Below are 21,787 nucleotides of genomic sequence, written 5' to 3'. Positions count from 1 at the left end.
AGTGAGCTTAATTATTCAATATGCCGGATTCTTTTAATCTCTCCTTCCCGGGGAGGGTTTGGGAGGGGCTTCTTTAATACTCCGCCAGCACCACTACCTTGTCGGCAAATGGCGTGATCTTCTCTTTGCCATTTAAAAACCCAAGTCCTACTATAAAACTAAAGCCGGCAATTACGCCACCCATTTCTTTAATTAAATTACTGGTAGCAGTAACTGTACCGCCGGTAGCTAACAGATCATCGTGTATTAATATATGCTGACCGGGTTCAAAGGCATCGGTATGTATTTCTATAGTGGCTGATCCATATTCCAGATCGTACTCTTTCTGCTTAACCGTAAAAGGCAGTTTACCGGCTTTGCGCACCGGCACAAAGGGTACGCCTAACTTACCGGCCAGTTGCAGCCCGAACAAGAACCCACGGCTCTCCACTCCAGCTACGGCATCAATTTTCCATTCTTGCATCCTGGCCGCAAAAATATCAACAATGGCTTCGCACAAAATTGGATCTTTTAGTATAGGTGTTATATCTTTAAAGGTAATCCCCTGTTTAGGGAAATCGGGGATATCGCGAATGGCGCTCTTGATTCTCTGCTCAATCATGGGGGTAAAGATAATATTAATGTGCAGATGCGAGGATGTGCAGATGTGCAAATATTAAGGCATGGCATTCATTCTTAATTGGTACATCTACGCATTTGCACATCTGCACATCATTTCACATCTGCACATCAAAAAAATTTTATCTTTGACCCGCTATGAGTAAAAATACCGACGAACTGTTTAAAAATGTGATTGCCCATGCCAAAGAGTATGGCTTTGTGTTTCCATCCAGTGAGATATACGACGGACTGAGCGCCGTTTATGATTATGGCCAGCAAGGTGCCGAGTTAAAAAATAACATCAAAACCTACTGGTGGAAAAGTATGGTGCAGTTGAATGAGAACATTGTGGGTATTGACTCGGCCATATTTATGCACCCTAAAATTTGGGAAGCCAGCGGCCACGTAGGTGGTTTCAGCGACCCGATGATCGACAATAAAGATTCGAAAAAACGCTACCGTGCCGACCAGTTACTGGAAGATAAGATAGACCGTTACGATAAAGACGGCAAAACCGACAAGGCCGAGCAATTACAATTAGCCTTAGACAATGCCTTAAAGGCCGATGACCTGAACGCATTACGTGAACTGATTATAGAACATGAAATTGCCTGCCCGGTAAGCGGTACCCGTAATTGGACCGAAGTGCGTCAGTTTAACCTGATGTTTAGCACGCAAATGGGTGCCATTGCCGATGATGCCGACAAGGTGTACCTGCGCCCCGAAACCGCCCAGGGTATCTTTGTAAACTACCTCAACGTGCAAAAATCTGGCAGGATGAAAATTCCGTTTGGTATAGCGCAAATTGGTAAAGCTTTCCGTAACGAGGTAATTGCCCGTCAGTTTATTATACGCATGCGTGAGTTTGAGCAAATGGAGATGCAGTTTTTTGTTCGCCCCGGTACCGAAATGCAATGGTATGAGCACTGGAAACAAGCCCGTTTAAGATGGCACCTGACCCTGGGTACCGATGCCGCCAAATACCGCTATCATGACCATACCAAGCTGGCCCATTACGCCAATGCAGCAGTTGATATAGAATTTGAGTTCCCTTTTGGCTTTAAAGAAGTAGAAGGCATCCATAGCCGTACAGATTTTGATTTGAGCCAGCACCAGCAGTTCTCAGGTAAAAAAATGCAATACTTCGACCCGGAAGTTGATCCTGATACCAACAAGCCTTATGGTAACTATATTCCTTATGTCATAGAAACCTCTATAGGCCTCGACCGTATGTTTTTGCTTACGCTAATGAACGCTTATGAGGAGGAAGACCTAAGTACCGAAGATAAGCAAGATAGCCGTACCGTATTAAGGTTGCACCCCTGCCTGGCCCCTATTAAAGCAGCCATTTTTCCATTGACTAAGAAAGATGGCTTGCCCGAGAAAGCCCAGACTATTATGGATACCCTTAAATTGGACTTCAACCTGCAATACGAGGAGAAAGATGCTATAGGTAAGCGCTACCGCCGCCAGGATGCCATTGGTACACCTTTTTGTATTACGGTAGATCATCAAACACTGGAAGATAATACCGTAACCATCCGTCACCGCGATACCATGGCACAGGAACGTGTAGCCGCCGACCAGTTAGATAAGATCATTGGAGACCTGGTGAGCTGGAAGAATGTGCTGAAGTAAGCCCCACACCGCCCCTCCCTGGGAGGGAGATAAACACATAACAAAGCTTGAACTTTAATCACACTCAAAATTCAGGCTTTGCTTTTTTTAAGTCCCTCCCGGGGAAGATTTTGGAGGGGTTTCTTAAAACATTAATTTTACTTATTGCTTATGTAAATGTAATTTTAAAATATGCATACCAAGCAATACCCTTTTTACCTTCAAGCCACCATTGTATTATTTGGGCTAATATTAGTTGTTTACCTAATGAGCAGCCTGGCCGATATACTGGTACCGCTTGCCTTCGCGGCATTTATAGCGGTGTTATTAAATCGTTTATGCAATAGGCTTATCAGGGCTAAACTGCCTAAGGTTGCTGCCATTATCGTATCTATGTTAATAGCTACTATTGTGGTGGCTGGTATATTTTACTTCCTATCTTCGCAAATAGCCTCTTTTGGCGATACTATACCCACTCTGAAAGCAAAGTTCAGCCATATAGTAACCGACCTGCAAAACCTGATCAATACCAAATTCGGAGTGGATGTCAACCGTCAGGGAAAATTTATTAAAGACACCGTTAACAACAGCAAAGGATTGGTTGGGCAAACTATAAACACCGTATTGGGCACATTAAGTATCGTATTCCTAATTCCGGTTTACGTGTTTTTAATGCTGCTTTATAAGACATTGATCTTAAATTTCCTATTCGAAGTATTTTCTGAAGAGAACTCTTTACAGGTTGCCGAAATATTACAGGAAACCAAATCGGCAATACAAAGCTACATTGTAGGCTTACTAACCGAAACCCTAATTGTGGCCATACTTAATTCTACAGCCTTGTTAATTTTAGGCGTGCCCTACGCCATATTAATAGGTGTAATAGGTGCCCTGCTAAATATGCTGCCTTACATCGGCGGTTTAATAGCCATAGCATTGCCGGTTTTAATGGCAACTGTTACGCACGATGGTTACAGCACACAGTTAGGCGTTATTGCGGCATACATGTTTATCCAGTTTATAGATAATAACATATTGGTGCCACGCATTGTATCATCCAAAGTGCAAATCAATGCATTAATATCCATTATTGCTGTTTTATTGGGTAATGCGTTGTGGGGGTTATCGGGTATGTTTTTATCCATCCCGTTTATAGCCGTCCTTAAAATCGTTTTCGACCGTATAGAAGACCTGAAACCCTGGGGTAAATTATTGGGCGATACCGTACCTACTCGAAACATTGGGCATATATGGTTGCGCAAGCGAGAGCGGGCGGCCGAACAAGGATAGAGCCTCTCCCCCAACCCTCCTCGGGAGGGAGGGAGCCAAGAAATAAAGTCTTCAAACGATATATACTCAATATTTAATTAAGAATACTGAGTGTTAAATTCGATATTGGACATTCGAAGTTCATTATTCTATATTAATTGTAACGCAATCTTTCTTATAAATTTGCCCTCCTGAGGAGGATTTAGGAGGGGTTTCTAAACTTCAACACCACTGTTTTGCCCGATACACCTTCTAACAGGGGTTTAAAAATGGTTTGAGCGTTTTCGCGGGCTTTGTCTATAATTTTCATTTCACGGGCATTATCCAGCAAACGCTTTTCGGCCAGTTTATAAATATCCTCTATCATGGCCTGGGTAGTGCTGGGTAATATTACCCCACTTACATCATAAACTTTGGAGCGTTGATGGTCCAGTTTGGTATAGCAAATTTCGGGCTGAGGTAACAGTACCGTAACCGTATTGCCCGAACTATCGCCGGTGATATCCTGCTTACGCACCTGAGTAAGGTCTATACAGGCTGTTACCTCCCCTACTGCTACAAAAAGCACACGCTCATCGGGTAGTATGGTATGTACCTGTTTTTTTTCCAGCACATCTTTCATACTGTATTTTACCAGTTCAAGTTTACCCATACTCGTGATCTTTTCTACCATTACATCCTCGCTTACCTCAGTACGTACGGAGTTGAACTGGTGCTTCATATAAAAGAAAAGGAACACCAGAAAAGCCACGGTAACTAACGATATAACCAATGTTAAAGAAGCGCGCGAACGGAACATAATAATGATAATTGAGTTTGGTTTAAAAATACAAAAGAGCAGGTGTTATTTACCTGCTCTTTACGCTTATTAAATTGGCACTGTCATTTCGAAATATGGATTTAGTTGTAATATATAACAGGTTTTGTAATTACCCGGCTCAAAAAAACTTTCCGACTATCGAAATGACAGATTTAACTATTTTGATTACGCCTTTACGCCGTAAGTTACATTTAAGGTAAATGGTACGCTCAAGGCCTTAGAAATGATGCAATTCTTTTTGGCGTCTTCAGCAACGGCTTTAAATTGCTCTTCGGTTACACCTTCAATAGTGCCGGCTTTTAACTCTAAATGAATACCGGTAACGCTCAGGGCGGCCATATCCAGGTCTAAAATAGCCGCGGTGTCCAAATTACCTGGCACAAAACCTTGCTGGGTTAAGGCAGCACCTACAGCCATGGTAAAACAGCCTGCATGCGCGGCAGCCAGTAATTCTTCGGGATTGGTACCTACACCCGACTCAAAACGGGTTTTGAAAGAGTATTGCGTTTTGTTTAAGGTAGTGCTTTGCGTGGTTAATTCGCCGCTACCATCTTTTAAAGTTCCGTTCCAGTGTGCAGTTGCTGTACGTTTCATGTTTTTGGGGGTTGATTATTTAAGCTTATAAATGAATTGCTGATTGCTTAACGCCATTGGGCACGTTCATATTGTGCAGGCCAGCTAATGTTATGGCCCAACTGGGATGCCGCCCGTAAAGCAAAATGCGGATCGCGTAGCATCTCCCGGGCTAATAGCACCAAATCGGCCTGTCCGGTTACAATTATTTCGTTGGCTTGCGCTGGAGTGGTTATTAGTCCCACAGCTCCGGTTAATATACCGGTTTCTTTTTTTACTTGTTCGGCAAATGGCACCTGGTATCCCGGATTATTAGGGATTACCGCTTTGGGTACATTACCGCCCGATGAGCAGTCTATCAAATCTATACCTTTTTCTTTCAATATGGCAGACAGCCTAACCGAATCCTGTATGGTCCAGCCGCCTTGGGTCCAGTCGGTTGCCGATATGCGCACCAACAGCGGGTAGTATTTTGGCCACACTTCCTGCACGGTTTCGATAACTTCAATTAATAGTCTGATCCGGTTATCAAACGAGCCTCCATACTCATCGGTGCGTTGATTACTTAAAGGAGAATAAAACTGGTGTAGCAAATAACCGTGTGCCGCATGTATTTCGGCCACTTTAAAACCTGCTTCAATAGCACGCAAGGTGGCGGCTTTAAAATCGGCCTTTATATTTTCAATGCCAGCCTTATTTAATTCCACAGGTGCTTCTTCGCCATCGGCAAACGGCAAAGCGCTCGGCCCAACTGTTACCCAGCCATTACCATGGTGGGCCGGAAATTGTTTACCGCCCAGCCAGGGCTTATCATGACTGGCCTTGCGGCCCGCATGCGCTAACTGAATACCGGCTACGGCTCCTTGCTGTTCTATAAAAGTGGTAATCTGTTTTAACCTGGCTATGTGTTCATCTTTCCAAATACCCAGATCGGCATAAGTGATCCGGCCCTCGGGCGATACGGCCGCAGCTTCTGATAAAATTAAAGCAGCGCCACCCGTAGCAAAAGCGCCCAGGTGTACCAGGTGCCAATCGTTGGCAAAACCATCTTCACTGCTGTACTCGCACATGGGCGAAACGGTGATACGGTTCTTTAATTCAATACTTTTTATAATTAAGGGCGAAAATAAGTGGCTCATCATATTTCAAATGTATGAGCAATAACCGTGTTAACAAATATAGGTTTGGATATTGTGGCGATAGTGATAGTTTGATGATATCTTCCCGGGACATTTACACTTCTCTTACAATTTGAAAATATAGGTATGAGATTTTTTTTTAATTAATTAACAATAGTGCATTGTTGTAATGACAACACTTAAATAAACAAACCATTTTCCCGCCACAGTCCTGTCTCGTATGCTACGTTTTTATAACCCATTCAAATCACCTAAATACTTCTCTGCCTGTTCCATGAGTAACGCCTTTTCTTCCGGCTTCATTTTTTTTAAAGTCATATATGCCATCCCAATACGTGGGTTTTTCTTTAACTGATCGGCATTACGGTCAAAAAAGTTCCAGTACAGGCTGTTATACGGGCAAGCCCTATCCCCTACCTTTTTTTTATAATCGTAGTAACAGTGCTTACAGTAATCGCTCATTTTGTTAATGTAGGCGGCCGAAGCCACATAGGGCTTGGAACTAATAATGCCGCCATCGGCAAACTGGCTCATGCCTCGGGTATTGGTAATTTCTACCCATTGTATGGCATCAATATACACACCCAGGTACCAGGCATCCACCTCATCGGGGTTAATGCCGGCCAGCAGGGCAAAGTTACCTATCACCATCAGGCGCTGTATGTGATGCGCCCAGGCATGGTCGAGTGACTGGCCTATACACTTATTCAAACAGTTCATTTTGGTATTGCCACCCCAAAACCAATGCGGCATTTCGGTGGTATGGTTAAAAAAGTTTTTCTCCTCGTAACCCGGCATGTGCGCCCAGTATATTCCCCTCATAAATTCGCGCCAGCCAATCACCTGCCTAATGTAGCCTTCCACCTGCGCCAAAGTGATCGTCTCCTGGTTTTGCTCATAGTGGTTCAACACCTTGGTTATTACCTCCACCGGAGATAACATTTTCACATTCAGCACAAACGACAGGCGCGAATGAAACAAGCTGATATGGTTTTGCAGCATGGCATCTTCATAAGTACCAAAATGGGGAAGCAAGTGATGGCAAAAATAGTCTAAGGATTTCAGGGCTTCTTGCCTGGAAAGCGGCCATTCCAAATGCTTTTCGTCTATATTCCCGAAATACTTCACACCCATTTTGTCGATCATGCCTTTCAGTACCGATACATCATGATCAAAAGTTATGGCATCCTGCAAGGGCACTTTATTATCGTACTTTTTACGGTTATCGGCATCAAAGTTCCAGCGGTTGCCTGTAGGGTCCTCGCCGTTCATCAATATGTGCAGCTTGTTTCGCATATTACGGTAAAAGGTTTCCATTAGGAAGCGCTTTTTATCACCGAAAAAGTTTTGCACGTCGGAGCGGCCTGTTAAAAAGTGTTCAGTGTCGGCAAAACCGGTTTCTATGCTGAGGCTTAGGCAAATACTCTTCAGTTGTTCATCCAGCCGGTACTCATCGGGCAGTTGGTATTCAAACCGGTCAATCTCCTGTTGATCTATAAGGCGTTTTAAATTCTGTTCAAAATCCTGCTGATTATCCTTATCATTGAGTTTAACATAAATAACCTGGTGCCCTCTTTTTTCTAACTGGTGGGCAAAGTTTCGCATAGCGGCGAAAAAAGCCATTATTTTTTGCACGTGATGCATTACATACTGCTGCTCCTGCATTACCTCAAGTAAAATATAAGTAATGTCGGCATTGGTTTTTGTGTACCAGCTATGGTTACTGTTCAACTGATCGCCCAGAATTAAACGGAGGGTTTTGGCCATATAAATTAAACAAGGCTACGCGCATGCGGTTTTAAAATGCTACTGCTATAAACTCTAATTTTTTGATACTGCTCATTGCCTTATTATTTTAACCCTTGAAGCAAATAAATATCAGCATATTATTATAATGGTAAGCTATTACAATTTTTGAATACAACTAAGCAAATAAGGTGCTGAAATAAGGCAGCATCACAAATTTGGATATTGTTTGCTGGCATTGCAACTATTCAACTCCATCAACAATTTAACCATACACCAACTTTAAGCCACCTTCTCCCCTGTTAGCCACAGCTTTACATACTCGCCTTTAGGGTCAAGTTCGGCGGGGGTTTTAGGGTTAAAATAGCGGTTATCACGCGAATCGTTACCTACACCGGCTATGTAAGCCCAATTACCCCAGTTACTGGCCGGCGAGTAATCGATCAGTTTTTCTTCGAACCATTTGGCCCCACGTGTCCAGTCTACTTTAAGGTTTTTTACAAGGTAATAAGATAGTGCCTGCCTGCTCACATTATTAATAAAGCCGGTAGCATTCAGTTCGTGCATACTGGCATCTATAAAAGGTTCACCTGTAGTACCGGTTTTCCATTGGTCAAAAAGCTCATCCTGGTTATCGGCCAGTTCGGGTGCCGAATCTTTAAAACCTTCAGGATCAAAAAACTTACGGCTATACTTTTTAAACATGAAGCGGAAATAATCGCGCCATAACAATTCCAGCATCAATGGATGATTATTGCTTTCCTGATCATGGTTCATCACCTCCCAATACACCTGCCTGGGCGATACACAACCAAAAGATAGCCAGGGCGAAAGCCTCGACGATACGTTGTTACGGTTATTTTTACCATTATGAGATAAGCCATAACTAATTAAAAACTGCTCCAATTGTTGCCAGGCAGCAGTTTCGCCACCTTTAAACGTATTGGCGGCACGAGTATCGGGTATGGGCAGGCTTAATCCCAATTGTTGTAATGAAGGCAGCTCACCGGGATCGGCAATTAGGGGAGTTACAATATTTTCGGGTGTGGCAATACAAGGGCGCACATTGCTGTCGCGCTCCACCTTCTTTTTAAATGTATTAAAACTATCGGGTATATCTTTAATAGGAAAAGGCAGATCTTCTTTATGGTACAGGGTATGACCAATAAAGTGTTTTAAATTGAGCTTCATTTTCCATAAAGCCGACTCCACCTCTTCGGATATTGTCGTTTCTTCGATGGCTACTTCCCGGTGATGATAAACTTCGTTTACCTGGTACAGTTCGGCTAATTGAGGAATCATTTCTGCCGGATTACCATGAACAATCAGCAATTCTCCGCCTAATTTGCGGAGATTCTGACGCAAATCGGCAATGCTTTCCAGCAAAAACTGCGCGCGCACATTGCCTGTTTTTAAAATATGCTTTTCAGCATCCAATGAAAAATAATGAGGATCGAAGCAATATACAGGCAGTACTTTATCAGCTTTACGGGTAGCTTCAAACAATATTTCATTATCATGAATCCGCAAATCATTTCTAAACCAAACCAATATTGTTCTATCGCTCATTCTTTATAACTGATCCAAATTAATAAACAAAAATGTGAATTATTTATCTCTTCTACACTTGTCGCTGCAATATTTGACATCATCCCAACACTTTTCCCACTTTTTACGCCAGCTGAAGGGTCGCTTGCAAACTTCACATATTTTTTGCGGCAAGTTTTGTTTTAATATTCTTTTAGGCGCAGGCATAATTGGTTAAACAAACCTATGTTGTGCATGTTAATGCAGCTGTGGTAATTAATGTTCAAAAATATGAGTTTTAAAGATAAGAAAATTTTAATTGTTGGCGGCAGTTCGGGTATTGGCTTAGCGCTGGTTAAACAATTAGTAAATGATGGTGCCCACGTAATTAATATTTCCAGAACATCATCCAACGAATGGCCAGATGGAGTTGAGCATATTGAACTGGATGTATTAGGTGACGTTAGCAGTCTGGCTATAAAACTTCCAGAGAAACTGCATGGCCTGGTTTATGCAGCCGGAAGCATCAACCTCAAACCTTTTACCCGCCTTACAGCCGATGACTTTTTAAATGATTACCGTATTAATGTTTTGGGGGCCGTGGCTGTAATTCATCAAGCTTTAAAAGCTTTGCGGGCATCGGGTAGTGGGTCGGTAGTACTATTCAGTACGGTAGCCGCTAAAGTTGGCCTGAGCTTTCATGCCAGCGTGGCCGCTGCCAAAGGAGCTGTAAGCGGTTTAACCTTGGCATTAGCTGCCGAATTCGCCACACAACATATCCGGGTTAATGCCGTGGCGCCGTCGTTAACCGATACGCCACTGGCGGCCAGTTTGCTGGGCAGTGATGATAAACGCGAGGCCTCTAATAAACGTCATCCTATGGGCAGGTACGGTCAGCCGGATGATATTGCATCGGCCACTAAATTCCTTCTCTCTGATGAAAGCAGTTGGATAACCGGACAAATTATTTCGGTAGATGGGGGAATGTCGAGTTTGAAATAGATGGGATAGAGTCAAGAGTATAGAATCAAGAATACAGAATAGCAAGTCTGAATTTTTGAGTCCTGAACCTTTAAAATATAGAAAAAGAACAACATTGAATTAGTTCTTTTCAATCTGGATTTTTGACTCCTGACTCTGTACTCTTGAACTTTGTACTCTTGACTCTCAACACCAATTTCTTGCTTACGGTTGACATTTGATGTTCAAATTAACCGTAATTTTATCTCAAATATAAATGTAACACCATGGCTACTACCGAGAGTATTCAAAGCGCGTATATAGATTATGTATTGACCGAAGGGCACGAGCCCAAATCGGTTTATTTGTTTGCCAAGCATAACGAAATGACCGAGGAAGAGTTCTACCGTTTCTTTGGATCGTTTGAGGCTGTAGAGCAGAACATTTGGGCCGGGTTTGCTACCAGAACCATTACCGAAATTAAGGTACAGGATATTTGGGGACAGTATTCGGCGCGCGAAAGGGCTTTATCTTTCTTTTACAGCTTTTTTGAATTATTAAAAGGCAGCCGCAGCTTTGCTATTTACAGTTTGAAGAAACAGCCACGCAGTATGTCGTCTCCCCGTGTGTTACACCATATGCACACCATTTTTGAAAGCTTTGCCGAAGAAATTTTGCGCGATGGACTGGAAACCGGCGAGCTAACAGACCGTAAGTTTTTCTCCAATAAATACAAAGATGCTTTGTGGATGCAGTTGGGCTTTGTGCTTAAATTCTGGATCAACGATAATTCGGCCGGGTTTGAAAAAACCGACGAGGCTATTGAAAAGGGGGTTAATGTAACCTTCGACCTTTTTGAACGTTCCCCTATTGATAACCTGCTTGATTACGGTAAATTTTTAGCTAAAAACGGCGGTTTAAAACAGAAGATGGGTTTTTAGGTGAGTGGGGGAAGTTTATTATAACCTGCTTGTTTTTAATTTTCCTTATTTCAACATAAAAATTCGAAATTGAACATTCGAAATTCGAAATCAATCAAAGGCTACGCTGCAATTTTTGATATGGACGGCACTTTGGTTGATAATAACAAGTACCATTTTAAGGCCTGGAAAAATTTGTTTGAGAAATATAGCCGGCTGGAAGTGACACCTGAACTTTTTTATGAAAAACTGAGCGGCGTAGCCGGTATGCCTATTATGCGTGAGTTTTTCAGTGAGTTCAGCGAAGAGGAGATGCAGCAGATGTTTGAAGAAAAGAGCCGCAATTACCGGGAAGCGTTTGCACCCTTTGCAGCACCTATTAACGGCTTGGAACGCTTGCTTAATGAATTAAAAGACAGTGGCGTTAAAATGGCGGTGGCCACATCGGCAGCGGTTATTAATATTGATTATATGATGAGCCTGTTGCCTGTGAGGCAATACTTTGACGTTATTATTGATGGGCCCAGGGTGAGTAAACCTAAACCACATCCGCAAATATTTTTGAAAGCAGCATTTGATTTAGGCGTTAAACCGGAAGCTTGCGTAGTATTTGAAGACTCACTTTCGGGAGTAAAAGCAGCCAATGCTGCGGGTATGAAAGTGATTGGTATTACCACTACGCACACCGCACAGGAATTGCACCCGGTTGATTTGGTCATTCCTGATTATACGGAACTGACAGTACAAAAACTGGCTGCACTATTTACTAAAAATTAAACATGAGCGAAGATAAAGCGAGAGAGCAAAACAGTATTCCAACCAGTAAGGTGGAGCGGTCGGCCAGGTTTGTTAAAACCGGGTTTAAGGTAGGTGGCAATTACATTAAGCACTACTCTAAGAAGTTGTTTAACCCCGATATGGACCGCAGCAAACTGAATGAGGACAATGCCTCCGACATTTACGAATCGCTTAGCGAGTTGAAAGGAAGTGCCCTAAAGGTTGCCCAAATGTTAAGCATGGACAAAAATATTTTGCCTACCGCTTATGTAGATAAATTCTCGCAATCGCAATACAACGCCCCCCCGCTTTCAGGTCCGCTTATTGTGCAAACATTTCGTAAATACTTTGGCAAAACACCCGAACTCATCTACGATAAATTTAATGTGCGTTCTACCAACGCGGCATCAATAGGCCAGGTACACCAGGCCGAGCTTAACGGTCAAAAACTGGCGGTAAAGATCCAGTACCCGGGTGTGGGCGATTCTATTTCATCCGACCTGAAACTCATTAAACCCTTTGCATTCAGATTATTGGGCATGAGCGAAAAAGAACTGGATGTGTACATGCGCGAGGTGGAAGAACGCCTGGTTGAAGAAACCGACTATGAACTGGAAGTACGCCGGTCTATTGAGTTTTCTAACGCTTGCGCCTTGCTCAATAACGTAGTTTTTCCAACTTACTATCCCGAGCTATCCAGCAAACGCATCATCACTATGAGCTGGCTGGAGGGCATGCACCTCAAAGAGTTTTTACTGACCAATCCTTCGCAGGAGCTGCGCAACCAGTTAGGCCAGGCCCTGTGGGATTTTTATAATTTTCAACAACACGAACTGCGTGCCGTACATGCCGATCCGCACCCGGGTAACTTTTTAATATTGCCCAATGGCAAATTAGGCGTTATTGATTTTGGCTGCATTAAAGAAATGCCCGAAGATTTTTACTATCCATTCTTCTCGCTTACCTCCACCAACCTTTTAGATAATAAAGAGGAAACCATTAAAGCTTTCCGTAAGCTGGAAATGATATTGCCCAATGACAGTGCGCAGCAAATTGAGTTTTACTACCGCATGTATCACCAAATGATCAGCCTGTTTGCCAAGCCTTATATGAGCAGCACTTTCAACTTTGGCGAATCTGCTTTTTTTGACGAACTGTACGGCTTTGGCGAACAGATTGCTAAAATGCCGGAGTTTAAACAAGCCCGCGGGGTAAAGCATTTTATTTATGTGAACCGCACCAATTTTGGTTTGTATAATATACTACATGAATTAAAATCCGAGGTAAAAACGGATACTTATAAGCCACATGTGGTGTTGGAGTATTAGTGGAGTTATAGATTTCGGTTATATAATTATTGTATATATATTGTTGTGCATTTAATCAAGTCACAATAATGTTCATTAATAACTATTCCTTAGTTGCTGAATTAGAGCCGGAACTACTTGCCGGTGAAAAATTAATATGGACCGGAAAACCGGGAAAAGGATTATTATTCAGATCAGCTGACTGGCTGATCATACCATTTTCATTCATTTGGTTTGGTGGAGTGTTATCATTTCCAAATTTCAACATATTAGATAAAAATCATTTTTCCATTGATTTTTTTATGCTTCCGTTCTTGGTTGTTGGCTTTTATATGACCGTTGGTCGATTTATAGTTGATATAGTTCAGCGAGTAAATACCACTTATGGTGTAACCAATGATCGAATACTTATCCGATCTGGTGTGTTTAGCAAAACAACCAATTCTATTCATATCAAATCTCTGTATGACACCAGTATTAAGGAGGCAAATAATAAACGCGGCACTATCATTTTCGGCCCGTCAGAATTTGGTAGAATAGTGTTCAGGAGTACTTGGAATACGCCCGATAAACAAATTCCGGCATTTGAAATGATCGACGACGTAAGAACGGTTTATCAGTTAATTGAGTCACAGGTTATCTCAAGGTCAAAGTAAAAATGAATACTTATGTCGTATATGGCTTTAGAATATTTAATGTCGTAACATCCACTTATTTTAAGCTTATATTAACAAATACCTCAATTTTTAAAAACCCCGCGCCCTTTCCATTGTTGCTCTTGAGTATATGAAGGTACTGCTAACAGGCGCAAATGGTTATATTGGAGCAAGGCTTATTCCGGCCCTGCTGAAGCAAGGCCATGAGGTAGTTTGTTTAGTACGCGATAAAAAGCTTTTTGAAAAACAAAGCGTTTACGCCAGCCAGGTAACTACTATTGCCGGCGACCTGTTGCGCAGTCGCAGCATGGAACCTTTGCCAACCGATATTGACGCTGCTTATTATCTCGTTAATGCCTTGCCGCAAACATCAGGATTTGCAGGTTTAGAAGCACTTTCGGCAGAAAATTTTATTGAAGCAATTAATCAAACCCACTGCAAGCAAATTATATCTTTAAGTGAAATTGATGATCATTTAGGTCGGGCGGGTTTATCGCGACAACATGTAGAAGACGTTTTACGTAAGGCCAATGCGGCACTTACTATCTTAAAATCAACCATGATTATTGGTCCGGGCAGTATTGCACTCGAACTCATGGAAGGGCTTACTAAAAAATCGCCTATCATAATTGCCACCAACTGGTCTAAAGCGCAGGAGCAACCAATTTCTACCGACAATGTGGTAAAATACTTAGTTGGCTGCTTATTTAACGAGAATACCTTTAACAGCGAGTTCCACATTAGCGGCCCCGATGTGCTTACCTTTAAACAAATGCTGCTGATGTATGGCGAGGTATGCCGCCAGCGCAAAGTAAAAATAGTCACCGTTCCACAGGTGTCTTCAGCGTTATCATCTTACTGGCTAAATTATCTTACCCCAATCAGCTATTCACATGCTAAAACACTGGTCGAAAACCTGAAGTTCGACCTGGTTTCGCGCGATGATGCCATACAAAGCATCGTGCCTGTGCAGTTACAACCTTTAAAAGAAGCATTACTGCAAACTATGCCGGTAAATGGTATATAAAAACTAATTTTGTCACCGTTAGTTTATTGGTTAATGCAGCAAAATCATCACGTTTTAATTACAGGCGGTACAGGCTTAATTGGCAGGCCGTTAACACAAGCTTTACTGGCCAAAGGGTTTACGGTTAGTCACCTGAGCCGCAGTGCGGGGAAAAATGCGAAGGTAAAAACCTTTTTATGGAATGTAGCTAAGGGCGAGATAGACGCCGGTTGCATTAGCGGCGTTGATACCATTATTCACCTGGCCGGCGCAGGCATTGCCGATAAACGCTGGACCAAAAAACGTAAAAAGCTATTGATTGATAGCCGTACACAATCTATCAAATTAGTATATGATCTGCTCCGGCAACAGCCCAATCACCAGGTAAAAAACGTTATATCGGCATCGGCCACGGGCTATTACAGCAACCGGGGCGATGAATGGCTGAATGAATACAGTACACCGCTAAACGACTTTTTAGGCACCTGCTGCATAGAATGGGAAAAGGCGGTTGATGAAGGGCTGCAATTTAATCTCCGCATCACTAAATTCAGAACGGGTGTAATACTTACTACCAAAGGTGGGGCCTTGCCTCCACTCTCGTTACCCGTAAAATTTTATGTAGGAACTACCTTAGGTAATGGCAAACAATACATTCCGTGGATTCATATTGATGATGCGGTAGATATGTACATGCACGCTGTCGATGGCCAGTTACCCCCCGATGTTTACAACATGGTTGCCCCCAGCCCGGTTACCAATAAACAGCTTACACAAGCCGTAGCGCGCCAATTACACAAACCTTTATGGTTACCCAGCGTACCTGCCTTTGCCCTGAAATTAGTTTTGGGCGAAATGAGCCTGGTGGTTTTAGGCAGTACACGGGTATCGGCACAAAAAATACAGGATGCCGGGTACATTTTTAAATACGATAACATTACAGATGCCCTGAAAAACATATATGGCTAACAAAACATCTATCACCCTATTCTGGTTCCGCCGCGATTTGCGGCTGCATGACAACGCCGGTTTTTATCATGCCCTCAAAGGCCCTAACCCCGTACTGTGCCTCTTTATATTCGATCGGGATATACTCAACGGGTTAGAAGATAAAGACGATGCCCGGGTAACTTTCATTTACAACACCCTGCATAAGCTGAAAGATGAGTTAGAAAAGCATAACAGCAGTTTGCTGATTAAATATGACAAGCCTGAACAAGCCTGGAAAGAAATTTTAGCCGGCTATGAGGTGGCCGCCGTTTACACCAACCACGATTATGAACCTTACGCTAAAAAGCGTGACGGTGAAATTGGCAACATGCTGAAAAGTAAAGGAATCGAATTCAAGACCTTTAAAGACCAGATCATATTTGAGCGCGATGAGGTAGTGAAAGACGATGGTAAACCCTACACCGTTTTTACGCCCTATAAAAAGAAGTGGATGAAAAAAGTCAACGACTTTTACCTGAAGGCCTACCCTACTGAAAAGTATTTTAAAAACCTGTACAAAACCGATCCGCTAAAATGGATCGAACTAGGCGAAATGGGTTTTACCGAAAGTCAAATACAGTTCCCCGAAACAGAGTACGAGCATATTATTGACGATTATGCCGCGAACCGCAACTTCCCGGCTAAAAAAGGCACTTCACATATTGGGTTGCATTTGCGTTTTGGAACCATCAGCATTCGTGATGCGGCACGAAACTCATTCGAACGGGAACAAACCTGGCTGGGCGAATTGATATGGCGCGAGTTTTATATGATGTCGTTAGATCATTTTCCGGAAACCGAAAAACATGCTTACCGCCCTGCTTATGACCGTATAAAATGGCGCAACAACGAAAAGGAATTTGAAGCCTGGTGCCAAGGCAAAACTGGTCACCCCCTGGTTGATGCTGGCATGCGCGAACTCAACGCCACCGGTTTTATGCATAACCGGGTGCGTATGGTAACGGCCAGTTTGTTAATTAAGCACTTATTAATTGACTGGCGTTGGGGCGAGCGCTACTTTGCGCGCAAACTTTTAGATTATGAAGCATCTACCAACGTGGGCAGCTGGCAATGGGTGGCAGGTTCGGGTACCGATGTAATGCCCTACTTTCGCATTTTTAACCCGGAATCACAGTTAACGAAGTTCGATCCTAAATTAGAGTACGTAAAAAAATGGGTCCCGGAATATGGTACAGACCAATATCCAGAACCCATTATTGATAATAAAGCAGGTAAAGAACGTGCTTTAAAAGTGTATCGTGCAGCGGTAGCGAAGTAATTTTAGTTAGTTACCGTTAAAATATTAAGCTCAAAATGTAAAACACTATTTGCAGGTATGCTAACTAATCCAGTATTTTGATCGGTTTGAGCATTAGTGCCGTATCCCAACTTTGATGGTATAAATAATGATAACTTACCACCGGCAGTAACTTTCTGTAAGCCACCTACCCACCCTTGTATGGTACCCTCTAATATGAACGAAGCACCTGTTTCGGTATTGGCCTGATCAAAAATAGTTTGGTTTAAATAAGGCCCATTTAAATGGCGACCGGTATATTGAACGGTTATTGTAGAAGTAGGTTTTATAATATCTGTACCTGTGCCTTGCTGGGTAACTTTATAATATAACCCTTCATATTCTCCCGATGGAATCCTGGTATAACCCGCTAAATTATTTGCAGCTAAATATTTAGTAATTACCTGGTCATCATACAAATTTTGATTGTTAATTACATTAACATAATATTCTAAACTCTGGTTTCCCGTTAAGCGACCAGGACCGGTACCACTTCCACTTGGCCCGTAAGCCAAACGAGAAGGTATTATGAACTTAGCACGGGTACCTTTAAACTTAGCCAAGTTATGTAAGGCGATCATTAACCCTTTGGGGGTAGTGGTACCCACGTAGTTATAGCTGTGATTCAAGATGGTGTCAGATACCACATAATTGCCATCTAACGATTTTATACTGTAAACTAAGGATGCCGGAGTTTCGTAATTAAGCTCGTTACCGGCACCATAACCTTGCGATAAGATTTCATAATAAATACCGCTGGTATCTCCGTCGGTTACGTCACGCTTCATATTGGCAAGGTTGTTAGCCTTAATATAAGCGTCTATCTGTTGCTGGTCGTAGGTTTTAATATCTACGTCGTTCCCACTTTTACGACAGGAAACAATACCCATGGTTAACAGTAAAATAAGTGCAAAATAAATTTGTTTCATTTAAATTAGTTCGTTACATCAAAAACCTCTATCCTAAAATCTAAAATCGAGTTGGGTGATAAGCCCAAAACGGGTTGGGCATAAGGCCCGTAGCCATATCTTGAGGCAAAGATAAGCCTGATAATTCCACCCTTATTTACCTGAGGGATACCCAACTGCCACCCGCGGAATACATCGCCTAAAACAAAAGATGGAGGAATATCTCCTGTTTGAGCAAATGGCGTTGCCGAGCTTAAAGCCCTGCCGGTATAAGCCAACGTAACCCGGCTCGATAAGCTGTATAACGAACTTACGGTCCCCGGCTTTTCAATTATATAATATACATCAATAGTATCGGGCCGGCCGGCAACATTTTTTACTTTTTGCGCAGTTAAGTTATTATCGGCCAAATACTTTGTTATAATTTCATTATCAATAACGTTTTGGTCGGTATTAATTATAGCCGGATCTTCCACTTTATTACAAGCCGTAAAAAGCAGTACACACCAACATAATAATAATAACCTGTTCATCACCCTATTAGTAATTGGCAAATTTACCTTTTTAAAGAATAAAAAAGGCAGGTTAACATTTTTTAACATCTATTACTGCTTAAAGTGAAGCTTGATTTAAGTAAAACATACATATTTTACCTTAAACGTATTATTCGGGCTTATAATCTACTGTAAGCTGATTAATTTTTTTGAGCGCGCCGGTCAGTAGTAATTTCTCCTTATCACTTATATGCTCGTTAAGGTAAGCATTAAACTGTTTTACAATTACCCTGGCCATACGCCGTTTTTCCTTACCCAATTCGGTTAAGTATATTTTCACCGATCGTTTATCGCCCTCATTACTTTGCCGGTAAATGAGGTCCATTTTTTCGAGCTGGCTTAACATGCGCGATAAGCTCGTAGATTTCAGCCCCAGCAGGGCAGCCACCTGCGAAACTGTGGTCCCATCAGTTTCGTCGATATTGATGAGCACATACCCAATGGATTGCGTGATACCAAAATTAGCCACCAGCTGGTTATAACGGTTAGCCATATTCTGCCAAACTATCTTTAACAGGTAATCTATAGTTTCGTGTTGGTGGTGTTTATTTTTCACATTGCTATGCATGCCTATCAAAGGTAGTTAAAATTAAAAGTTGATAGTAATAAATGTATAATGGCATTTCTAACCACTCATTTACCAACCTGCCTTCGTATCATCCCCTCTCGGATCGGCACCGCCTATGTAATATCCCTGGGGAGTTCTTATTATAGCATCAACCCTACCTATAGCCCCTTTTGAAATAATCTTGTACCCTTTCGCCTGTAATTTATTAATAGTAGCGGTGCTAAACGTACTATTATCCTCTATATAAACCTCATCGGGCAGCCACTGATGATGGAAACGTTTAGAGGTTACTGCCTGTTGTGCATCCTGCCCAAACTCTATTACATTTAATATAGTTTGAAATACCGAGGTTATAATAGTGGAACCGCCCGGCGTACCTACCACCATAAACAGCTTGCCATCTTTTTCGAGGATACTGGGCGTCATAGAAGAAAGCATCCGTTTACCCGGTTGTATGCTGTTGGCCTTACCGCCAACTAATCCGTACATGTTGGGTACGCCCGGTTTCGAGCTAAAATCGTCCATTTCATTGTTGAGCAAGAAGCCGGCACCTTTCACAAATATTTTAGCGCCAAACGATCCATTTAAGGTAGTAGTGATGGATACCGCGTTCCCCTGCGCATCAACAATAGAAAAATGCGTGGTTTGGTCGCTTTCGTAACCTACAAAATTGCCGGGGTTTATACTGCTGCTGGGCGTGGCGGCATTCCAGTTAAAGCTTTTCATACGCCCGGTAATGTATGCCGGTTTAAGCAGACTATCTACCGGTACTTTAAAAAAGTCAGGGTCTCCCAGGTACTTGGAACGATCAGCATACACCCTGCGCTCCGCCTCCGTAATTAACTGCACCGTTGAATCCTGGTTATGGCCCCAGCGGCTTAACGGGTAACTTTCCACGTTTTTAAGCAACTGCAGCAAGGCTATACCTCCGCTTGACGGCGGCGGCATAGTAATAACCTTATACTGCTTATATTTACCGGTAACCGCCTTACGCCATACCGAGTGATAATTGTTGAGGTCAGCCTGGGTGATCATCCCCTTGCCTCGCTTCATTTCGGATACAATATAATTAGCAATCATACCTGAGTAAAACCCGGCACGGCCTTTATCACGTATCAGGGTAAGCGTTTTGGCCATATCTTGCTGTATCAGTATATCACCCGCCTTCCAAGCAGCGGGTTTGGCAAAGTAATTTTTACCACCCGCGTTCAGGGTATCAAACTTAGCCATATTGCGGTTCAGGTCGTTAGCCAGGCGTTCGGTTACCTTAAATCCATTGCGGGCCAGGTTAATGGCCGGTTGCAACACATCGGCCCATTTCAGTTTACCGTATTTTTGATGCGCCTGTACCATACCATCAACCGAACCAGGCACACCGGCGGCCTGGTGGGTGTATAAACTTTTATCGGTTATAACATTTCCGCCGGCATCTAAATACATATTGGCGCTAGCTGCGGCTGGTGCTTTTTCCCTGTAATCCAATGTATTAGTTAAGCCGCCCGCCGTGCGGTACACCATAAAGCCACCACCGCCAATGTTACCCGCCTGCGGTAGGGTAACCGCCAAAGCAAACTGCACGGCAACCGCGGCATCAACGGCGTTACCGCCTTTTTTTAAGATAAACAAACCTGCTTGTGCCGCATCGGGGTAAGCACATACCACCATGCCTTTTGAATATTTTTGGTGTGTGTTTTGTGCAAACGAGTTATTGGTAACTGCTACCAACGCAGCAACCGGTATAAGCATTTTAAGTAAGATATGGTTCATGGATATAGCGGTAATAATTTACTAAAATAGTTTAAAGCGGTTAAACTACAGAGATTTACCACAGTCAAAGCCTAAAATTTATCAATTGATAATCAGTTGTATAAAGTGTTCGACCTTTATTTTTAACCTTAACAACGGCATAAAATGTTAAAACTGCCGTTATTTACAAAAAAACTACATGATGAAAAAAACAGCTCTACTCCTCGTTACAACCGTATTTTTAATGCTGTTTCAGCAAAAAGCTAACGCACAATTATATAAATCTGCTCTCGGTTTAAAGTTTGGCGGATACGAAAACGGCATCTCAGGTAAGTACTTTTTAAACGAAAGTGCAGCCCTTGAAGGCGTATTGGGCATCCGCAACCATGGCCTGGTGCTAACCGGTTTGTACGAACTGCATCAAACCGCCTTTAACGTACCCGAACTAAAGTTTTATTACGGCGCAGGTGCTCACTTAGGTGCGGTTGGAAAAGGCAATTACAGACGTTATGGCGGTGATGATGAGTTTTATAACAGCGGCAGCATCCTGTTAGGTGCCGATGGCGTGGTAGGGTTAGAGTACCTCATACCCGAAAGCCCGATAGCTATTAGCCTCGACCTTAACCCCCGTTTGGAACTTGCCCGCGGACCATTTTTCGACCTTGCACCTGGCCTGGGTTTAAAATACATTTTTAAATAAGGATCTGATATTTTAATAGCATAAACCCGCTTTTACCAAAAAAGGGATCAGTCCGAAAAGTTGGGGGAACGAAAGCTTAGGCATAGATTTTAGTAAGTCTAAAAAGG

The 21,787-nt window shown here is 42.6% G+C and carries 22 protein-coding genes; 11 read left to right on the top strand and 11 right to left on the bottom strand.

What is annotated here, in order from left to right; all coding sequences use genetic code 11:
* Positions 1 to 73: 73 nt before the first annotated feature.
* On the bottom strand, positions 74 to 601 hold the full coding sequence (locus ACFQ3S_RS15590) for an adenine phosphoribosyltransferase (RefSeq protein ID WP_377166122.1): 528 nt from the start codon (positions 599 to 601) through the stop codon (positions 74 to 76).
* Between the two features lie 155 nt (positions 602 to 756).
* Between ACFQ3S_RS15590 and ACFQ3S_RS15585 the strand changes: the two genes are divergently transcribed.
* Entirely contained in the window at positions 757 to 2,238 is a 1,482-nt protein-coding gene (locus tag ACFQ3S_RS15585) for a glycine--tRNA ligase (protein ID WP_377166120.1), read from the top strand.
* 171 nt (positions 2,239 to 2,409) lie between these two features.
* Positions 2,410 to 3,507 (top strand): AI-2E family transporter, encoded by a 1,098-nt coding sequence (locus ACFQ3S_RS15580; protein WP_377166118.1) that lies wholly within the window; start codon positions 2,410 to 2,412, stop codon positions 3,505 to 3,507.
* 181 nt (positions 3,508 to 3,688) lie between these two features.
* Here ACFQ3S_RS15580 and ACFQ3S_RS15575 read toward each other — a convergent pair whose 3' ends face one another.
* The 6 genes from ACFQ3S_RS15575 to ACFQ3S_RS15550 all read right to left on the bottom strand — a co-directional run bounded on the left by ACFQ3S_RS15575 (position 3,689) and on the right by ACFQ3S_RS15550 (position 9,519).
* Positions 3,689 to 4,285, bottom strand: a complete 597-nt coding sequence (locus tag ACFQ3S_RS15575) for a DUF4230 domain-containing protein (RefSeq protein ID WP_377166116.1) — start codon at positions 4,283 to 4,285, stop codon at positions 3,689 to 3,691.
* 186 nt (positions 4,286 to 4,471) lie between these two features.
* Positions 4,472 to 4,900 (bottom strand): OsmC family peroxiredoxin, encoded by a 429-nt coding sequence (locus ACFQ3S_RS15570; RefSeq protein WP_377166114.1) that lies wholly within the window; start codon positions 4,898 to 4,900, stop codon positions 4,472 to 4,474.
* A 47-nt stretch (positions 4,901 to 4,947) separates the two neighbouring features.
* Positions 4,948 to 6,021, bottom strand: a complete 1,074-nt coding sequence (locus tag ACFQ3S_RS15565; protein ID WP_377166112.1) for an NADH:flavin oxidoreductase/NADH oxidase — start codon at positions 6,019 to 6,021, stop codon at positions 4,948 to 4,950.
* 228 nt (positions 6,022 to 6,249) lie between these two features.
* Entirely contained in the window at positions 6,250 to 7,785 is a 1,536-nt protein-coding gene (locus tag ACFQ3S_RS15560; RefSeq protein WP_377166110.1) for a cryptochrome/photolyase family protein, read from the bottom strand.
* Between the two features lie 261 nt (positions 7,786 to 8,046).
* Complete coding sequence (locus tag ACFQ3S_RS15555) at positions 8,047 to 9,333, bottom strand: DASH family cryptochrome (protein ID WP_377166108.1); 1,287 nt, start codon at positions 9,331 to 9,333, stop codon at positions 8,047 to 8,049.
* Positions 9,334 to 9,372: 39 nt separating this feature from the next.
* A complete protein-coding gene (locus ACFQ3S_RS15550; protein WP_377166106.1) occupies positions 9,373 to 9,519 on the bottom strand; it encodes a DUF2256 domain-containing protein in 147 nt (48 codons plus the stop codon).
* Positions 9,520 to 9,582: 63 nt separating this feature from the next.
* On the opposite strand from ACFQ3S_RS15550, the gene ACFQ3S_RS15545 reads away from it, so the two are divergent.
* The 8 genes from ACFQ3S_RS15545 (at position 9,583) to ACFQ3S_RS15510 (ending at position 17,186) form a co-directional block, all read left to right on the top strand.
* Positions 9,583 to 10,293, top strand: a complete 711-nt coding sequence (locus ACFQ3S_RS15545) for an SDR family NAD(P)-dependent oxidoreductase (RefSeq protein WP_377166104.1) — start codon at positions 9,583 to 9,585, stop codon at positions 10,291 to 10,293.
* A 245-nt stretch (positions 10,294 to 10,538) separates the two neighbouring features.
* Complete coding sequence (locus ACFQ3S_RS15540; RefSeq protein WP_377166102.1) at positions 10,539 to 11,192, top strand: TetR family transcriptional regulator C-terminal domain-containing protein; 654 nt, start codon at positions 10,539 to 10,541, stop codon at positions 11,190 to 11,192.
* 69 nt (positions 11,193 to 11,261) lie between these two features.
* A complete protein-coding gene (locus tag ACFQ3S_RS15535; RefSeq protein ID WP_377166100.1) occupies positions 11,262 to 11,948 on the top strand; it encodes an HAD family hydrolase in 687 nt (228 codons plus the stop codon).
* Positions 11,949 to 11,950: 2 nt separating this feature from the next.
* Entirely contained in the window at positions 11,951 to 13,276 is a 1,326-nt protein-coding gene (locus ACFQ3S_RS15530; protein ID WP_377166098.1) for an ABC1 kinase family protein, read from the top strand.
* Between the two features lie 68 nt (positions 13,277 to 13,344).
* Positions 13,345 to 13,911, top strand: coding sequence for a PH domain-containing protein (locus ACFQ3S_RS15525; protein WP_377166096.1), 567 nt, complete (start codon positions 13,345 to 13,347; stop codon positions 13,909 to 13,911).
* A gap of 130 nt (positions 13,912 to 14,041) precedes the next feature.
* Complete coding sequence (locus ACFQ3S_RS15520) at positions 14,042 to 14,938, top strand: NAD(P)H-binding protein (RefSeq protein ID WP_377166094.1); 897 nt, start codon at positions 14,042 to 14,044, stop codon at positions 14,936 to 14,938.
* Positions 14,939 to 14,971: 33 nt separating this feature from the next.
* Positions 14,972 to 15,886 (top strand): TIGR01777 family oxidoreductase, encoded by a 915-nt coding sequence (locus ACFQ3S_RS15515; RefSeq protein ID WP_377166092.1) that lies wholly within the window; start codon positions 14,972 to 14,974, stop codon positions 15,884 to 15,886.
* Positions 15,879 to 17,186, top strand: coding sequence for a cryptochrome/photolyase family protein (locus ACFQ3S_RS15510; protein WP_377166090.1), 1,308 nt, complete (start codon positions 15,879 to 15,881; stop codon positions 17,184 to 17,186). The genes ACFQ3S_RS15515 and ACFQ3S_RS15510 overlap by 8 nt, the downstream gene beginning before the upstream one ends.
* Positions 17,187 to 17,188: 2 nt before the next feature.
* Here the strand turns inward: ACFQ3S_RS15510 and ACFQ3S_RS15505 are convergent, their stop codons facing one another.
* The 4 genes from ACFQ3S_RS15505 to ggt form a co-directional block, all read right to left on the bottom strand.
* Positions 17,189 to 18,133, bottom strand: a complete 945-nt coding sequence (locus ACFQ3S_RS15505) for an FKBP-type peptidyl-prolyl cis-trans isomerase (protein WP_377166088.1) — start codon at positions 18,131 to 18,133, stop codon at positions 17,189 to 17,191.
* A gap of 5 nt (positions 18,134 to 18,138) precedes the next feature.
* A complete protein-coding gene (locus ACFQ3S_RS15500; protein WP_377166086.1) occupies positions 18,139 to 18,645 on the bottom strand; it encodes an FKBP-type peptidyl-prolyl cis-trans isomerase in 507 nt (168 codons plus the stop codon).
* 130 nt (positions 18,646 to 18,775) lie between these two features.
* On the bottom strand, positions 18,776 to 19,159 hold the full coding sequence (locus ACFQ3S_RS15495; RefSeq protein WP_377166186.1) for a MarR family winged helix-turn-helix transcriptional regulator: 384 nt from the start codon (positions 19,157 to 19,159) through the stop codon (positions 18,776 to 18,778).
* A gap of 144 nt (positions 19,160 to 19,303) precedes the next feature.
* Positions 19,304 to 21,001, bottom strand: coding sequence for a gamma-glutamyltransferase (gene ggt, locus ACFQ3S_RS15490; protein ID WP_377166084.1), 1,698 nt, complete (start codon positions 20,999 to 21,001; stop codon positions 19,304 to 19,306).
* Between the two features lie 178 nt (positions 21,002 to 21,179).
* Between ggt and ACFQ3S_RS15485 the strand changes: the two genes are divergently transcribed.
* Positions 21,180 to 21,680, top strand: a complete 501-nt coding sequence (locus ACFQ3S_RS15485; protein ID WP_377166082.1) for a hypothetical protein — start codon at positions 21,180 to 21,182, stop codon at positions 21,678 to 21,680.
* Positions 21,681 to 21,787: the final 107 nt, after the last annotated feature.

Origin of the sequence: Mucilaginibacter terrae (assembly GCF_042679325.1) — a bacterium.
Classification (GTDB): domain Bacteria; phylum Bacteroidota; class Bacteroidia; order Sphingobacteriales; family Sphingobacteriaceae; genus Mucilaginibacter; species Mucilaginibacter terrae.
Note: the sequence above shows the minus strand (reverse complement) of the source record. Positions and strands in the feature narration are given on the sequence as shown.

Excerpts from the sequence above, each read along its gene's own strand:
- ACFQ3S_RS15545 (WP_377166104.1), top strand. The coding sequence starts at position 9,583 with ATGAGTTTTAAAGATAAGAAAATTTTAATTGTTGGCGGCAGTTCGGGT.
- ACFQ3S_RS15560 (WP_377166110.1), bottom strand. The coding sequence starts at position 7,785 with ATGGCCAAAACCCTCCGTTTAATTCTGGGCGATCAGTTGAACAGTAAC.
- ACFQ3S_RS15500 (WP_377166086.1), bottom strand. The coding sequence starts at position 18,645 with ATGAACAGGTTATTATTATTATGTTGGTGTGTACTGCTTTTTACGGCT.
- ACFQ3S_RS15505 (WP_377166088.1), bottom strand. The coding sequence starts at position 18,133 with ATGAAACAAATTTATTTTGCACTTATTTTACTGTTAACCATGGGTATT.
- ACFQ3S_RS15515 (WP_377166092.1), top strand. The coding sequence starts at position 14,972 with ATGCAGCAAAATCATCACGTTTTAATTACAGGCGGTACAGGCTTAATT.
- ACFQ3S_RS15590 (WP_377166122.1), bottom strand. The coding sequence starts at position 601 with ATGATTGAGCAGAGAATCAAGAGCGCCATTCGCGATATCCCCGATTTC.
- ACFQ3S_RS15550 (WP_377166106.1), bottom strand. The coding sequence starts at position 9,519 with ATGCCTGCGCCTAAAAGAATATTAAAACAAAACTTGCCGCAAAAAATA.
- ACFQ3S_RS15580 (WP_377166118.1), top strand. The coding sequence starts at position 2,410 with ATGCATACCAAGCAATACCCTTTTTACCTTCAAGCCACCATTGTATTA.
- ACFQ3S_RS15540 (WP_377166102.1), top strand. The coding sequence starts at position 10,539 with ATGGCTACTACCGAGAGTATTCAAAGCGCGTATATAGATTATGTATTG.
- ggt (WP_377166084.1), bottom strand. The coding sequence starts at position 21,001 with ATGAACCATATCTTACTTAAAATGCTTATACCGGTTGCTGCGTTGGTA.
- ACFQ3S_RS15525 (WP_377166096.1), top strand. The coding sequence starts at position 13,345 with ATGTTCATTAATAACTATTCCTTAGTTGCTGAATTAGAGCCGGAACTA.
- ACFQ3S_RS15485 (WP_377166082.1), top strand. The coding sequence starts at position 21,180 with ATGATGAAAAAAACAGCTCTACTCCTCGTTACAACCGTATTTTTAATG.
- ACFQ3S_RS15555 (WP_377166108.1), bottom strand. The coding sequence starts at position 9,333 with ATGAGCGATAGAACAATATTGGTTTGGTTTAGAAATGATTTGCGGATT.
- ACFQ3S_RS15565 (WP_377166112.1), bottom strand. The coding sequence starts at position 6,021 with ATGATGAGCCACTTATTTTCGCCCTTAATTATAAAAAGTATTGAATTA.
- ACFQ3S_RS15495 (WP_377166186.1), bottom strand. The coding sequence starts at position 19,159 with ATGGCTAACCGTTATAACCAGCTGGTGGCTAATTTTGGTATCACGCAA.
- ACFQ3S_RS15585 (WP_377166120.1), top strand. The coding sequence starts at position 757 with ATGAGTAAAAATACCGACGAACTGTTTAAAAATGTGATTGCCCATGCC.
- ACFQ3S_RS15520 (WP_377166094.1), top strand. The coding sequence starts at position 14,042 with ATGAAGGTACTGCTAACAGGCGCAAATGGTTATATTGGAGCAAGGCTT.
- ACFQ3S_RS15510 (WP_377166090.1), top strand. The coding sequence starts at position 15,879 with ATGGCTAACAAAACATCTATCACCCTATTCTGGTTCCGCCGCGATTTG.
- ACFQ3S_RS15530 (WP_377166098.1), top strand. The coding sequence starts at position 11,951 with ATGAGCGAAGATAAAGCGAGAGAGCAAAACAGTATTCCAACCAGTAAG.
- ACFQ3S_RS15570 (WP_377166114.1), bottom strand. The coding sequence starts at position 4,900 with ATGAAACGTACAGCAACTGCACACTGGAACGGAACTTTAAAAGATGGT.
- ACFQ3S_RS15575 (WP_377166116.1), bottom strand. The coding sequence starts at position 4,285 with ATGTTCCGTTCGCGCGCTTCTTTAACATTGGTTATATCGTTAGTTACC.